Below are 14,462 nucleotides of genomic sequence, written 5' to 3' on the forward strand. Positions count from 1 at the left end.
CAGCGACCCGCATCCGGCGGGACTGCACCCGTTTTCCTCGAACCCCGCTCGTGATACGACTCTCCGCCCGTTCTCGCCGCGTCGCGCGCGCCCTCGGAGCGTTCGGTTCGCTCGTCGCGCTCGGGGGCGTGACGCTCGCGACGGTCCTCTCGCCGACGTTCTCGTGGCCCGCGAGCGCGCTCTCGGATCTGGGCGTCCGACCGCCGACCGCGCTCCTGTTCAACGCCAGTCTCGCAATCGGCGGTGCGGTCGCACTCGGATACGCCCTCGCCCTCCGACGGCACTCCGGCGTCGTCGCCGCCTGCTACGCCGTCGCCGTCGCGTCGATGGGGCTCGTCGGCGTCTTCCCCGCCGGCACGGCGCTTCACTTCCCCGTCGCCGCCTCCTTCTTCGTCTCGCTGACGGCGACGATGGTCGCCGACGGACTCGCCCGACGGGGGACACGGACCGGGAAACTCGCGCTGGCGCTCTCGGCGGCGCACGTCGTCTCGTGGGCGCTTTGGCTCCGCGGCGTGCGGTTCGGTCCGGGGCTGGCCGTCCCGGAGTACGTGGGCGCAGTCGCGTTCGCGGCGTGGGTGGTCGCCCTCTCGCCGCCCGCACCGCTCTCTCCCGCGAACGCCGACGCGCCGTCTCAGGTGTAGCGCTCGTAGAACGAGTTGATGTCCGAGTCCGTCCCGGCGACGACCAGCGTGTCGTCCGACCGGACGACGAGGTCCGGGCCCACCTCGGTGATGAGCTCGCCGTCCCGTTCGACGGCGACGACGGTGCAGTTCGTCCGGGCGCGCACGTCCGCCTCGGCGAGCGATTTGCCGGCGATGTCCGGCGCTCTCGTCCGGACGAGTTCCACCTGCGACTCGGGCGCGATGACCGTCTCCTCGGTGAGGTTCGAAGCGAGGATGCGACCGCTCACCGTCGAGAGGGCGAGGACGTACTCCGCGCCCGCGCGGTAGAGTTTCGCCACGTTCTCGCTCTCGTTCGCGCGGGCGATGACCTCCGTCTCCGGCGAGAGGTGCTTTATCACGAGCGTCGCGAAGACGGCCTTCGTGTCGGTGTCGAGGGCGAGAACGACGCTCTGGGCCTCCTCGATGTCCGCCGCCCGGAGGGTCTGTTCGTCCCGCACGTCGCCGACGACGTCCACGCCGGGCATCTCCACCACGTCGAGGACGACGCTCGGGACGCCCGCGCCCCCGAGGGAGTCGGCCACCGTCGTCCCCACCTCGCCGTACCCGGCGACGACGACTTTCCCGTGTCTGTGTCTGCGCGTCTGCGACCGGGTGAGTCGCTTCACCTCCTCCAGTTGGGACTCTCGCCCCGCCACGAGGAGGATGGTGTGCTCGTCGATGACGTCCGTCGGCGCGGGCGGACTGACGAACTCGCCTCTGAACCACGCGCCGATGATGTTCACGCCGGTGCGCCGGCCGATGGCGCTCTCGGCGATAGTCTCGCCTTCGAGTTCGCTCCCGCGCTTGACCAACACCTCGGCTATCTCGAAGTCGTCGCCGATTTCGACGGCGTCGCTCACCGACGTCGAGAGGGGCGTCGCCGCCTTCCGCGCGAGACTCTCTCCGACGAGTCGGCGGGGCGAGATGACGCTGTCGGCGCCGGCGTACTCGTGGTAGTCGGCGGCGTCGCTCTCCTCGATGATGCTGACGACGCGGAGGTCCGGCGCGACTTGCTTCGCCGAGAGGATGATGCTCGCGTTCGTCTCGTCGTCGTCGTCGGCGACGAGTGCGACGGCGTCCTCGGCGCTGGCGTTCTCCAACGCCTCGACGGTTTCGGGGTCGCCGTGAATCACGTCGTACCCCTCGGCGTGCAACTCTTCGGCCCGTTCGCGGTCCTCCTCGACGACGACGTACGGGACGTCCATCGAGTCGAGTTCGTCGACGAGAACGTCGCCGCGGGGGGTGAACGTGCAGACGATGACGTGGTCGGAGCGGTCGATGGAGGACGGCGGCGACGTTCGAAGCGCGTCCTCGACGAGGGGGACCAAGAAGAGCGGAAGGGTGAGGAAGATGACCGCCACGCCGGTCATCTGCATGACAATCATCAGACCCAGCATCGGCGTCGTGGACCACAGCCCCGCTTGTTCGCCGTAGCCAGTGGTGGAGAACGTCTCGACGACGACCTGAAGCGCCTGCACGTACGAGATGGGCACCCCCTCGAAGGTTCCCATCGCCCACTGGTACACCGCCGCGTAGGCCAGCATCAACACCGCGGAGCCGATCGCGAACAGCACGAACCGGCGGCGGGCGTCGGGAATCCTCGACTCCAACCCGTTTGGCATACTCCGGCGTGAACCCTCCGCGGCTAAAAGTCCCCCGAGAGTACGTCACCCATGGGCCGTCGCCGCGACGCACTCCTGACCGTCCTCGTTTCGATTCCGCTCGTCGGCGCGGGCGTCCTCCTCGACGCCCCGGCCGACCCTCTCGCCGCCGCCCTCGGCGCGGCGGGCGCACTCGTACTCGAAGGCCTCCTCTCGCTCGACGCGCCGCGCGTCCGCCGCGCGTGGGACCGACCGGCCGTCCGAGGCGGTGCCGTCCTCGCGGCGTTCGTCGCCGCCGCCGTCGGCGTCGCGGGGGTCGGTCCGGTCGCCGTGACGGTACTGGTGGCCGGCCTCGCGACGTACCTGCTCGTCCTCGGAACCGTCTCGCTCCGAGGTGCGCTTCGAGACGCGTGACCGCCCGTCGGTCGAGTGACCGCCGTCAGTCGACGCGGAATAGCACGTCCACGTTCTGTGCGAGGTAGGTCAGTTCCTCCTCCGCGACCGCTCTGTGCTTCCCGCCGACCCACCGCCGCACCGCGTCGTCGTCCACCTCGTCGCCGACCGCCTGTTCGACGCGGTGGAGGAGGTGATGGAGGAAGTATTTCTGCTCGCCGTCGTACGGCGGCGAGACGACCCGGTCGGACCCGCCGGCGGAGAGCAGTTCCGCGTCCGCGGCGGCGACGGCGTCGAGGAGGGCACCTCCGAACTGGGCGGACCCGCCGTCGAAACTCATCGACGCGTGGTACGCGTCGAGTATCGCCCGCCTCTCGTCGGCGCGGCCGGACGGCCGGAAGGCGGTCTGGCCGTCGAACGTTATCGGAAAGTAACAGACGCCGCCGGACTCGATGCCGTCGAGAAGCGCCGGCAGACCGTTCGAGAGGTCGATGGTGCCGGCGAAGGCGTGCCCGATTAACACGTCGTACGTCCGCGCGTCGAGGTGGCGGAAGGCGTCGTCGGCGACGAACCTGACCGTCGTCGAGGCGTCCGGCAGGTAGAGTCGGTTCTCTGACTCCCACGTCGCCGCTCGGTTACTGTCTCGGACCCACTCGCGCACCGTCTCGCAACCGATGCGGACGGTTTCGGGGTCGGCGTCGAGGACGACGTACGTCACGTTCTCCGGGAGAACGTCCCACTGGAAGAGGCGGCGGCACATCGACCCGATGCCGCCGCCGACGTCGACGATTCGGAGCGGGTTCGCCGACCGTTCTGCGAGCCTGTCGAGTTCGGCGCGGAACCGGTCGAGCGTCGGCCGGTGAAGCGCGGCGTCGTCGATGGACTCCTGCGCGCGGAGGAACCGCGTGTACGAGTACGTCTCGGGTAGCGTGGGAGGCACGGACGAAAATAATTTGGCCCTGACAAAAATCCTCGTGTCTCGGTCGCGCCGTCGCCGGAGCCGTCCCCGGAGCGCGGAGCGAGAACGCCGTTATCCCGCCGCGCGTCGGTGCGCGCGGCGGGTCTGTCGCGCGCGCACCCCGAGAGCCGTCCGCGGCGGGAACGTACCTCTCAGTGGGCCGTCACGTCGAAGCTCCGAATCCGTCCGACGGCGGCGGCGTCGTGCGGTTTTTTCGGTGAGCGGCCCGCCGCGGCTGTGCGCCGACCGCGCATTACCTCCGCCGGATATGACGTGCGTCCGACGCAAATCGGAGGTTCGGGGGCGAAATCCTCCGGAAAGTATTTGATTCGCATTCTGTGATATACCGACAAATGGATAGCCAAATCATCGACTCGGTGACCGAGTGGGACGCGGTCTCCGTAGACGGCGGGTACGAGGGACTCCACCGCCTCGCCGACGGCGATTTCACCGGGGCCGTTTCGACGGGCATGACGTGGGCGTTTGTACTCAACGGACGCGTTATCGGCGTCTTCGAGGGGAGTATCGAGGACTTCGAGGACGCGGATCTGACCGCGTACCGCGCGCCCGACGCGTCGCTTCCGCTTCTGTTTACCATGATGGAGACGGGCGGCGAGACGCGAGCGAAGTACTACACGAACGAGACGCCCCTCAAAGACGCCGACTCGACGCTCTCTGCGGGCGGGTTCACCGGGTACATCGAACTGAGCGAGAACGTCCTCTCGGGGGACTACTACGTCGTCTACCACGGCGGCAAGTCGATGAGCGCGGCGTTCGTCGGCAGCAGTCGCCGCCTCGTCACCGGCGACGAGGCGTTCGAGAAGGCCAACGACGAGGTGGGCATCTACGAGGTGAAGGAGGCGGACATCGACGTCGTCGAACTCCCCGAAATCGAAGGGGACGCCGCCGCCGACGAACCGGAGAGCGACGACGACGCGACGCTCGCACCGGACGCCTCCGTCGCCGACGCCGCCGACGAGGAGTCGCCCGACGAACCGACGGCCGCCGACGCCGACGCGGCGGAGGACGGACCCGCCGAGGCGGACGAGACGCCGGAGGAGTCGCCGAACGCCGCAGACCCCGCCTCGACGACGGAAACCGCCGACGCGACGGACGCGCCGGACGCCGCAGAGGCGGACGCGACCCCCGACGCGGCGACGACGGACGCCGCGGGCGCGCGGACGACCCCGAGTTCGGGCAGCGAGTCCGGCGAGGTGGTGAGTTCGGCCGACGACGACGGCGAACAAAAGCGGCGCGCCGCCGAACGCGCGCAACGGCGGCGCTCGTCGTCGAACGCGGCCGACGAGGACGAAGGCGACGCGTCCGGGTCGGACAAAGACCCCTTCTCCGCCGAGGAGAAGTGGCGCGAAGCGCGCTCCATCCCGTCGCTCGACCCTTCGGAGTCGAGTACGCAGAACGGGTCCGAGGCGGCGACGAAGTCCCGCAGTCGGTCGAAGGGGGGCGGCCAACAGGCGGCCCAGAAGCGCCGGCGGCAGAACAAGCAGTCGGTGTCGCGTTCCCGTAGTTCGTCCTCGGCGGCCGCGTCGAAGCGCGAGAGATCGTCCGAGAGCGTCTCGAAGTCGTCGACGGCCGAGAGCGGCGGCGAGTCGGCGGACGGCGGACCCGCCGAAGCGCTGAAGCAGAAGCTTGAAGCGGTTCGGAAGCGGCGGGAGGTGCTCGAAGCCGAGCGAGACGACCTGAAGGAGGAACGCGACGAACAGCGAGAACGGGCCGAGAAACTGCAGGCGCGAGTCGAAGAGCTCGAAGCCGAAGTCGAGCGCCTGACGGAACGACTCGAAGCGCAGTCGGGCGGCTTCGTCGCCGAGGAGTCGATGCCGCCGAAGCAGGCGCTCTCGGGGACGAACCTGTTCGTCCGCTACGACCGAAAGGGCGAGGCGACGCTGGAACGCGCCCACAAGGGCGAGGTGACGCGCGAGGAGGTCAACGACAACCTCAGACTCGAACACCACACGACGTTCGACACCGAGGGACTCGGCGTCGAGGGCGAACCGTACGCGGAGTTCCTCCACGACAGCACCGAGTACGGCTTCGCCAAGTGGGTCGTCACCGACCTCCTGTACGAAATCGGCGAGACGGGCAACCGAAACTCGCTGCGGGAACTGTTCGACGCGATACCGAAGATAGACCGCGTCGAACTCCACGGCACGGTCGGCGTCGAAACCGAGGAGGGCGTCGAGGAACGCGACTTCGACGTCATCTTCCGCGACCAGATGGGCGACGCCCTGTTCGTCGCGGACATGAACACCTCGCGGAACGCGACGACGCAGGCGATGGTCGGCTCTCTCATCAAGAACGCCCGAACCGTCGCGGAGGGCGACGACGGCTTCTCGACGGCGTTCTACGTCACCGAGTCGTTCTTCGACCCCGAGGCACTCGAAGCCGTCTCCGAGGAGACGGGCGGCGGGTTCCTCTCGCGGTCGAAGCGCAAGTCGTTCGTGAAGCTCTCGCGCAAGCAGGGCTTTCACCTCTGTCTCGTCGAGGCGCGGAACAACGAGTTCCACGTGAACGTCCCCGACCTCTGAGTCGGCGAACTGCCCGGTTTTCTCGCGGTTCCCGAGGTACGCCGGTCGCGACTACGGCGCGTAGCAAGCGGTGCGGTAGCGGTCCGCGACGAGAAGCGAGTCGCTCGGGTCGGTACTCGCGTCGGTTCCGCTCTCGGCGGTCAGTCCGGGGTGGTACCCGTGCGATGCGCCGGCGTCGCCGAAAAGAGAGAGGTGCGGCGGCGGCGGCGCGGTGCAGTCGCTGTACGGAGGCGTCGCACGGCGCACTCCGTATCTGCAGAAGGTCGCGTTAGCCCTCTATCTCGGCCGCTTCCTCGATTTTCATCGAGTCCAGCTTGTCGACGATTTCGTCGAGCTTCTCGTCGAGTTCGTCGACGAACTCGGCCGTGCGCTCCGTCGTGATTGCGCCTTGGCTCGACGGTTCGATGAGGTTCTCCTCTTCGAGGACGCGGAGGGAGTAGCGGACCTTGTGGTGCGGGTAGCCCGTCTCGTTGGACATCTTCACGATACCGATAGGTTCGCTCTCGATGACCATCTTCAGAACCTGCAGGTGCCGCTCCAACATGTCCACTTCCTTCTCAAGTCGGTCTATCATGGCATTTGTTAACTTGTCTTTGCAGGTTTTAAAAGTTGCCCTCTCCAATTGCTCGATAGGACCGCACGCGATGACTCTCGTTTCGCGTGAGGTGTAGATAACGGTTTGGGTGTGGTTCTCGCGGGGAAAATGCACATGAGTGCGTAGCGCAGCCCCTCGATTAGGTTTGAGTTACACATACGTGTATATCTCTCGGTGCGGGACCGTAATCTGTTTAATCAGGGGGGATGAACCGCCGACCATGACCGTCACAATCGTCGGCTCCCAACTCGGCGACGAGGGCAAGGGTGCGCTCGTCGACCTCTGGGGTGGAGACGCCGACGTCGTCGTCCGCTATCAGGGCGGGGACAACGCTGGCCACACCGTCGTCGAAGACGGAACCGAGTACAAGCTGTCGCTGGTCCCGAGCGGTGCGGTTCGGGGGAAGGTCGGCGTCCTCGGCAACGGGTGCGTCATCAACCCGCGGACGCTCTTCTCGGAGATAGACTCGCTGCGCGAACGCGGACTCGACCCCGACGTCCGCCTCGCGCGCCGCGCGCACGTCATCATGCCGTACCACCGCCGTCTCGACGGTATCGAAGAGGAGGCGAAGGCCGACTCGGACATGACCGTCGGGACGACCGGTCGAGGCATCGGCCCGACGTACGAGGACAAGGTCGGACGCCGCGGCATCCGCGTCGGCGACCTTCTGGACCCCGACGTGCTCCGGCAGCGACTGGAGTACGTCGTCCCGCAGAAGCGCGCCCTCATCGAGGACGTGTACGGCCTCGAAGCGGGCGAGGAGTGCGACGTCGAAGCCCTCTTCGAGGAGTTCGTCGAAGTCGGCGAACGGCTCGAAGCCGAGAACATGACCGTCAACTGCGGCGACTTCCTCGCCGAACGCCGCGAGGCCGGCGAGCGGGTGATGTTCGAGGGCGCACAGGGGACGCTCATCGACATCGACCACGGGAGCTACCCGTACGTGACCTCCTCGAATCCGACCGCCGGCGGCGCGTCCACCGGCACCGGCGTCGGTCCGACCGTCGTCGGGCGGGGCGAAGTCGTCGGCATCGTCAAGGCGTACCTCTCGCGCGTCGGCGAGGGGCCCATGCCCACCGAACTGAAAGACGACGAACGCGAGGAGGAACTCGCCGACTTCATCCGCGAGAAGGGCGGCGAGTTCGGCACCGTCACCGGTCGCCCCCGCCGAATCGGCTGGCTCGACATGCCGATGCTCCGCCACGCCGCGCGCGTCAGCGGGTTCACCGGCATCGCCGTCAACCATCTCGACGTCCTCGCCGGACTGGACGAGGTGAAGGTGGGCCACTCCTACGAGTTAGACGGCGAGGAACTGCTGACGATGCCCGCGACGACCGAACGGTGGGCGGACTGTGAACCGACCCTCCGCGAGTTCGAACCGTGGCCGGAAGTCGACTGGACCGCCGTCGCCGAGGAGGGGTACGACGCCATCCCCGAGAACGCCCGGACGTACCTCAACTACCTCACCGAGGAGATGGGCGTGCCCGTCTACGCCGTCGGCGTCGGCCCGGACCGCGCCGAAACCGTCGAACTCGTCAACCCCTTCGAGCGGTAAGTCGGTCCGTTCGACCGCTTACCCCGCGTCGATTTTTACGAGCACCGTGTCGGTGAGAGCGCCGTCACCGAACGGCGGCGTTCGTCCCCGACTTCGCGCCTCCCTTCCGTCGAATCGGAGAATCCGTACCCTTTTGTTTCACCCCGTCCATCCGTCGCACGATGAAGGAATCCCTGATGGACATCCTCTGTGACCCCCTCGACAAGAGCGATCTCGAACTGGAGGTCGACGAACGCGACGGCGACGAGATACTCGAAGGCCGTCTCGTCGGGACGGTCACCGGAGAGGTCTACCCCATCGAGGACGGCATCCCGAATCTGCTGCCGCCGGACATGCGCGACGACTAGTCGGACCTGAACGTTTTTCACTACACGCCGAGAGGGACACACCGTGTCAGAGTCGCTGAGAGTCGAACTAAACGGAGAGGGTCTCCACACCATCACCGCGCCGCCCGAGTTCGAGGCCGACGGCCCGTTCGTGGTCGTCCTCGAGAACGCCGGCGCGGCGGTCCACGTACACGTCCATCTCGACGATGCGCTCTCCGCCGCGGCGCGACTCGAAAGCGGCAACCACTACGTCGAGGAGGGCGGGACGCAACGCGTCCGGGTCGGCGCCTCCTCGCGCGCGGAACCGGTGACCGGAACGCTCCGGGTCGTCACCGGGTACGGCGCGGAGGAGGCGCACGTCCGCGTGACGCTCGACCCCGCCGCGGCGGAGAAATCCGAAGTCGAGGTCGACGAGGAGTTCTCCCGGCCGCCGCGGAGGGAGCCCGAATCCTCCCCCGTCGACGAACTGCGGGAGGCGATTCCCGTCCCCTCGCGCACCGTCGTTCCGTTTCTCGGCCTCGTCGGTCTCTCTCTCCTCGTCGCCGCCGTGGTCGTCGCCACCGTCGATAGCACGGCACTCGTCCTCGGCGTCGGCGTCGTCCTCGGCGCGATGCTCGTCGCGACGGCGTTCCTCATCCGCTGACCGCCGACTCGGCGGAGCTGACGGTAACCTCCACTGACTGTCTGTTTTCCCTGAGTAGCGTTCATACTCCGGCGGGCCGTTACCACGACCCAGTGAGCTTCGTCGCAACGGTCACTATCCTCGACCCCCCGCTGTTTCAGGCGACGTTCGACGCGGTTCCGGACGCGCACAGCACGCTCGAAAACTACCACTACATCGAGGACGCCTCCGGTGAGCGGCGGTACGTGTTCTTCTCTTGGATTTCGGGGTGCGACTTCGACGAACACGAACGCGCGTTGACGAACGACCCGACGGTCGACGAGTTCAGGAGGCTCGCCGACGTGGGAAGCCGCCGCCTCTACCGAGTCGTCAGCGAACCGGTCCCCGCCGAGTGGCAGATGCTGTACCCGTTCTTCCGCGACAACGACATCACCGTGTTGAACTCGTCTCGGACGGTTCGCGGCGCTCACATCGAGGCTCGCTTCCCGTCGTACGACGCGCTACAGGCGTTGAAGACGGCGGTGTGCGAGGCCGGTGCCAACGTCGAGATAGACCGCATACACTCGGAGACGGCCCCGTCGCTCGGCGAGAATCGACTCACGGAGAAGCAACGCGAGGCGGTGGCGTTGGCCGCCCGCCGGGGGTACTTCGAGACGCCCAGTCGGGCGTCGCTCGGCGAACTCGCGGAGGAGCTAGGCGTCAGTCCGCAGGCCGTCTCGAAACGCGTCCGCGGCGGCGTCGAGAAACTCGTCGAGACGACGCTGACTCGCACCGAACCGGCGGAGCCGTCCTCGAACGGGCGGTAGGCCCGCGAGGCGCGAGTCGCCGCGGTGGCGTCGCCGCCTCGGGCCTCAGTCGTCGCCGTGAGCGGGTTCGGCCTCGCCGTCCCCGTCGGGGTGCGTCGGCGTGCCCGAGAGGTTGCCCTCCTCGTCGAAGCGTTTGGCGCGCAGGTAGCGCGCGCGGTACCGGTTCGCTCCCTCGTACACGTCGGCCTCCCGAATCTCCTCGGTGCGGCCGTCGGCGACGGCGTCGACGATGGCTTCGAGTTGTTCCTTCTCGGAGGGCGTCAGTTCGAACTCGTACGTCCGCGTCTCCTCTCGCTCTAACTTCGTCCACTGCCGCGCGGCGGCGACGACGAGCGAACAGGGTTCGCGGCACGGGAACGGCCCGTCGCCGCCGTCGGCGTCGAGTTCCTCGCCCTCGTCGAACTCCCACTCGCGCCGCCTGAGACACTGCGAATCGACGCAGCACGTCTCTGCGACCCACTCGACTGCCTCCCGCGGGAGTTCGTCGACGATGTCGTAGATGCCCGTCTGACGCTCGGCGGTGTCCCGCCAGTGACTCACGTCGAGTTCGCCCTCGCGTTCGAGGTTCCAGTTGGCCACCGTCGCCGGGTAGACGGTATCGACGGCTTCGACGGCGTCGCGCCCGTCGACGTCCGGAAGCGCCCACCCTGAGACGAGCGTCGGAGCCGTCTTCAGCGGCCGGTACCGGCCGCGTTCGTCGTACGTCGTCACCTCGCGGAGGTCCAACGGGTCCTCGTAGACGTCGAGTTCTTCGGGGGACGCGTCGGCGTCCTCGACGTGGCGGACGTCGTACCGCCGTTCGCCGTCCGGCCCGAGTTCGACCGAGACGGCGAGTTGTCCCCACTCGACGGCGACGCCGCGTTCGAGGGCCTCGTACCGTTCGGGCACCGAGTGCTCCGCCGCGCCCTCCACCCACCGGAGGAACGCCCGGCGGTGCCGCCCCGCGCCGACCGTTCGCTCCCAGTAGTGCCAGTTCGTCACGTACGCCGCGGCGTCTTCGGCCGCCTCGCGGAGTTCCGACTCCGAGAGGCCGTGACGGGACTGCTCGGGCGTTTCGAGGCTGTACTCCCCCTCGCTCGCGGCGACGGAGAGGCCGTCGAACTCGACGGGTTCGGACTCGGCGGCGTCCAGTAGCGCCTCGAACTGCGAGTCGCGCACGGTCAGTCCCCCGCCGCCTGCGTCTCTCGGGTGCGTTTCCGTACGGCGTCTATCGCGGCACCCACGTCAGCGCCGGCGTCGGCGGCGCGTTCGAGGATGACGTCGGCCATGAGGCCCTCGGTGCCGACGGCGCCGGCGTACCAGATGCGGTGGCCGTCGACTTCCGCGGGCACGTCGTACCCCGTCCGGTAGTCGTCGGTGAGGCCCATGTCCTCGGGGATGTCCTCCTGCGTGTGGAACCCGTCCGCGACGAACAGGGGGACGACCACCACGTCGTCGGACTCGAAGTAGTCCGTCACGTCGTCCACCTCTGGTTCCTCGTCCATGTAGAGGGCCTGCACCTCGTCGAAGCGGTCCATCTCGCGGACGCGTTGGGCGTGGTACTCGATGGCCTTCGCAGAGTTCTCGTTCCGTTCGGTGCCGTGGCCGACGACGGCCAGACCGAACCCCTCGCCGACGTCCGGGTCGCCCGTCACCGTCTCGGCGCGGCGGACGAGAACGTCCGTCATCGCCTCGTGCGTCCCGACGGGCCCGCAGTAGTGGACCGTCTGTCCGGTGTCCTCGGCTTCCAACGTCGCGGTGTCGGCGTCGAGGCCGTTCGACTCCCACTGGGAGACGTCCCACCCCTCCAGGCGGAGTTCCCGCGGGATGACCTGTTCGGTGAAGTACCCCTCGCTGATGAACAGGGGGACGACGTACACCTCGTCGGACTCCACCGTCCGGAGAACCTCCCGGAGGTGGGGCTCTTCCTTCCAGAATCCGGTCTTCACCTCGTCGAACGCCCCCGCCGCGCGGATGGTGTCGGCGTGATTCTCGGTCGGCGCGCGCGAGTCCGGGTTGAGATGCGACCCGTGCGCCACGATGACCAGCGCTTGCATACGAGTAGGTTACGACAGCACCGCCTTAGGGACTTCGCATCTCCGAAAGGAATTTTGTCGAAACGGAAGCCGAAATTCGGAGTGCCTTCATCATAGACTAAGTGAGGGGCGGTCGCCCGCGGGCCGACGCGCCGCGGGATTTTTTATCCCGTCTCGCCACCTCCCTGCTATGTCACTCGCCGCCGAGACGCGCGACGCCGTGCGAGAACGTCCCTACCTGCTTTCGGCCCTCCGCGCGGGCGTCGTCAACTACACCGCCGCCGCCGAATCGCTCGACGTGGAGGGCGACACCGACTCCGTGGCGACGGCCCTGCGCCGGTTCGCCGACGACCTCCCCGACCTGACGACGGAGTACCGCGACGCGACGGTGCGCATGCGAAGCGGTGTCGGCCTCGCGGGCGAGGACGTGGAGGCCGCCGACGCCGACGACCGGGTGGTGACCGTCGGCGGCGTCGAGATGGTCGCCGCCGACGGGCCGATGACCGCCCTCGTCGCGAAGGGCGACGTGGACGCGCGCGCACTCTCGGCCGCCGTGGACCGCCTCGCGGCCGAAGACGTCGTCGTGGACGCCGCGGGCGTCGCCGACGACGAACTCGCTATCGTCGTCCCGCGGCGGGAGGGCGCGAACGCCCTCCGAATCGTCGAGGGGGCGCTTCACGAAGTCGCTCGGTAGCGCTCCGTCTCTCTTCGGTTCCTCCGTTCGCGTTTTCGTCGCCTCACTTCGTTCGGCAACGCTACCGTTGCTCACGGGTCACTCCGTTCCCCGTTCGCGTTTTCGTCGCCTCACTTCGTTCGGCAACGCTACCGACGCATTCAACACCGAACGCAGACAAATCCGCGACGATGACGCTGTCCGTGACCAACACCCTGACGGGCGAACGCGAGGAGTTCGAGCCACGAGCAGACGACGACGTGTTGCTCTACGTCTGTGGGCTTACGGTCTCGGACGACGCGCACCTCGGGCACGCCCGCCTGTGGATGCACGCCGACGTGATGCACCGATGGCTGGAACACGAAGGGTACGACGTGCACCACGTCGAGAACTTCACCGACGTGAACGAGAAGATAGCCGCCAGAATCGGCGACGACGAACTGGGCGACTCCGAGGCCGACGTCGCGGAGCACTTCACCGGGAACGTCATCCGCGACATGCGCGGCCTGAACCTCAAGCGCGCGGAGGTGTACCCCCGCGTCTCGGAGCACGTTCCCCAGATTATCGACCTCATCGAGACGCTGATAGAGAAGGGCTACGCCTACGAGTCCAACGGGTCGGTGTACTTCGACGTCTCCGCGTTCGACGACTACGGCAAACTCTCGAACCAGAAGATAGAGGAGATGGAGTCTCAAGGCCCCGAGGACGAACGCAGAGAGAAGCGCAACCCCTCGGACTTCGCCCTCTGGAAGGCGGGTGCCGTCTCGCCGGACGACGTGGCGGAACACCGCCCCGACGAACTCGGACCGGTCCACGAACCGTGCGGCGAGACGTGGGAGTCGCCGTGGGGCGAGGGCCGTCCCGGGTGGCACATCGAGTGCTCGGCGATGTCGATGACGCACTTAGACGAGACCATCGACATCCACGTCGGCGGCCGTGACCTCGTCTTCCCGCACCACGAGAACGAGGTGGCCCAAAGCGAAGCGGCGACGGGCCAGACGTTCGCGCGCTACTGGCTTCACGTCGGCTTGCTCCAGACGGAGGGCGACAAGATGTCCTCCTCTCTGGGTAACTTCTTCTACGTGAACGACGCCTTAGAGGAGTTCGGCGCGGACGTGATTCGGACGTTCTACCTCTCGACGGCGTACGGGTCCGAGCAGACGTTCGGCGAGGACGCGATGGCCGAAGCCGAGGAGCGGTGGGACCGCCTCGAACGCGCCTACGACGCCGCTCTCGACGCCCTCGACGGCGTGGACGCCTACGCGACGGTCGAGGACGAGGCGTTCCGCGAGTCCGTCGAGACGGTCCGCACGGAGTTCCGCGAGGCGATGAACGACGACTTCAACGTGCGCGAGGCGATGGCCGCCTTGCTGGAACTCGCCGGGGCGGTCAACCGCCACCTCGACGGCCGAGAGCGGTACGACTACCGCGCGCTACGCGAGGCCGTCGAGGCGTTCGAGGACCTCGGCGGCGACGTGTTCGGCCTCTCCTTCGGCGACGCCGGGGAGGGCGGCGACGTCTCCGTCGCGGAGGACCTCGTGGAACTCGTCCTCGACGTGCGCGAGGCCGAACGCGAGGCCGGCAACTACGACCGGGCCGACGAACTCCGCGACGAACTCGCGGCACTCGGCGTCGAGGTGCAGGATTCCGACGACGGGCCGGCGTTCCGTTTCGAGTGACGAACGTCGGCGGCTTCCCTTCCGAGACGAGTGGAAA

15 protein-coding genes are annotated in these 14,462 nt (G+C 67.8%); 9 read left to right on the forward strand and 6 right to left on the reverse strand.

Translation table 11 applies throughout. The features are described from left to right. The first annotated feature begins 50 nt into the window (after positions 1–50). Positions 51–641, forward strand: a complete 591-nt coding sequence (locus tag BLS11_RS09040) for a DUF998 domain-containing protein (protein ID WP_217628993.1) — start codon at positions 51–53, stop codon at positions 639–641. Here the strand turns inward: BLS11_RS09040 and BLS11_RS09045 are convergent. Then, positions 632–2,284, reverse strand: a complete 1,653-nt coding sequence (locus BLS11_RS09045) for a potassium channel family protein (protein ID WP_092536242.1) — start codon at positions 2,282–2,284, stop codon at positions 632–634. The genes BLS11_RS09040 and BLS11_RS09045 overlap by 10 nt on opposite strands. Positions 2,285–2,335: 51 nt before the next feature. Between BLS11_RS09045 and BLS11_RS09050 the strand changes: the two genes are divergently transcribed. After that, positions 2,336–2,677 (forward strand): hypothetical protein, encoded by a 342-nt coding sequence (locus BLS11_RS09050; protein WP_092536245.1) that lies wholly within the window; start codon positions 2,336–2,338, stop codon positions 2,675–2,677. Positions 2,678–2,702: 25 nt separating this feature from the next. Here the strand turns inward: BLS11_RS09050 and BLS11_RS09055 are convergent, their stop codons facing one another. Next, positions 2,703–3,596, reverse strand: coding sequence for a hypothetical protein (locus BLS11_RS09055; protein WP_092536248.1), 894 nt, complete (start codon positions 3,594–3,596; stop codon positions 2,703–2,705). Positions 3,597–3,967: 371 nt separating this feature from the next. Here BLS11_RS09055 and BLS11_RS09060 point away from each other — a divergent pair, with 371 nt between their 5' ends. After that, positions 3,968–6,157: a DUF7527 domain-containing protein gene (locus BLS11_RS09060; protein ID WP_092536251.1), complete on the forward strand. Its 2,190-nt coding sequence runs from the start codon at positions 3,968–3,970 to the stop codon at positions 6,155–6,157. 51 nt (positions 6,158–6,208) lie between these two features. Here the strand turns inward: BLS11_RS09060 and BLS11_RS09065 are convergent, their stop codons facing one another. Continuing rightward, positions 6,209–6,403: a hypothetical protein gene (locus BLS11_RS09065; RefSeq protein ID WP_092536254.1), complete on the reverse strand. Its 195-nt coding sequence runs from the start codon at positions 6,401–6,403 to the stop codon at positions 6,209–6,211. 22 nt (positions 6,404–6,425) lie between these two features. Then, entirely contained in the window at positions 6,426–6,731 is a 306-nt protein-coding gene (locus tag BLS11_RS09070) for a hypothetical protein (protein ID WP_092536257.1), read from the reverse strand. 241 nt (positions 6,732–6,972) lie between these two features. Here BLS11_RS09070 and BLS11_RS09075 point away from each other — a divergent pair, with 241 nt between their 5' ends. The 4 genes from BLS11_RS09075 (at position 6,973) to BLS11_RS09090 (ending at position 10,058) form a co-directional block, all read left to right on the forward strand. Beyond that, the gene (locus tag BLS11_RS09075) at positions 6,973–8,304 is read left to right on the forward strand and encodes an adenylosuccinate synthase (RefSeq protein ID WP_092536260.1); all 1,332 of its coding nucleotides are present in this window, start codon (positions 6,973–6,975) and stop codon (positions 8,302–8,304) included. Between the two features lie 161 nt (positions 8,305–8,465). Beyond that, complete coding sequence (locus BLS11_RS09080) at positions 8,466–8,651, forward strand: methytransferase partner Trm112 (protein ID WP_092536263.1); 186 nt, start codon at positions 8,466–8,468, stop codon at positions 8,649–8,651. A 43-nt stretch (positions 8,652–8,694) separates the two neighbouring features. Then, positions 8,695–9,273 (forward strand): DUF7524 family protein, encoded by a 579-nt coding sequence (locus tag BLS11_RS09085; RefSeq protein WP_092536266.1) that lies wholly within the window; start codon positions 8,695–8,697, stop codon positions 9,271–9,273. Positions 9,274–9,365: 92 nt separating this feature from the next. Then, positions 9,366–10,058 (forward strand): helix-turn-helix domain-containing protein, encoded by a 693-nt coding sequence (locus BLS11_RS09090; protein ID WP_092536269.1) that lies wholly within the window; start codon positions 9,366–9,368, stop codon positions 10,056–10,058. Positions 10,059–10,103: 45 nt separating this feature from the next. On the opposite strand, the gene BLS11_RS09095 is transcribed toward BLS11_RS09090, so the two are convergent. Further along, the gene (locus BLS11_RS09095; protein WP_092536273.1) at positions 10,104–11,222 is read right to left on the reverse strand and encodes a DR2241 family protein; all 1,119 of its coding nucleotides are present in this window, start codon (positions 11,220–11,222) and stop codon (positions 10,104–10,106) included. After that, positions 11,219–12,094, reverse strand: coding sequence for a CbiX/SirB N-terminal domain-containing protein (locus BLS11_RS09100; RefSeq protein ID WP_092536276.1), 876 nt, complete (start codon positions 12,092–12,094; stop codon positions 11,219–11,221). Before BLS11_RS09100 ends, BLS11_RS09095 begins: the two co-directional genes overlap by 4 nt. A gap of 169 nt (positions 12,095–12,263) precedes the next feature. Here BLS11_RS09100 and BLS11_RS09105 point away from each other — a divergent pair, with 169 nt between their 5' ends. Together BLS11_RS09105 and cysS are read left to right on the forward strand one after the other, a co-directional pair. Further along, positions 12,264–12,767, forward strand: coding sequence for a DUF7523 family protein (locus tag BLS11_RS09105; protein WP_092536279.1), 504 nt, complete (start codon positions 12,264–12,266; stop codon positions 12,765–12,767). Positions 12,768–12,937: 170 nt separating this feature from the next. After that, positions 12,938–14,425, forward strand: coding sequence for a cysteine--tRNA ligase (gene cysS / locus BLS11_RS09110; RefSeq protein WP_092536282.1), 1,488 nt, complete (start codon positions 12,938–12,940; stop codon positions 14,423–14,425). Positions 14,426–14,462 lie beyond the last annotated feature (37 nt).

Source organism: Halopelagius longus, from assembly GCF_900100875.1.
Classification (GTDB): Archaea; Halobacteriota; Halobacteria; order Halobacteriales; family Haloferacaceae; genus Halopelagius; species Halopelagius longus.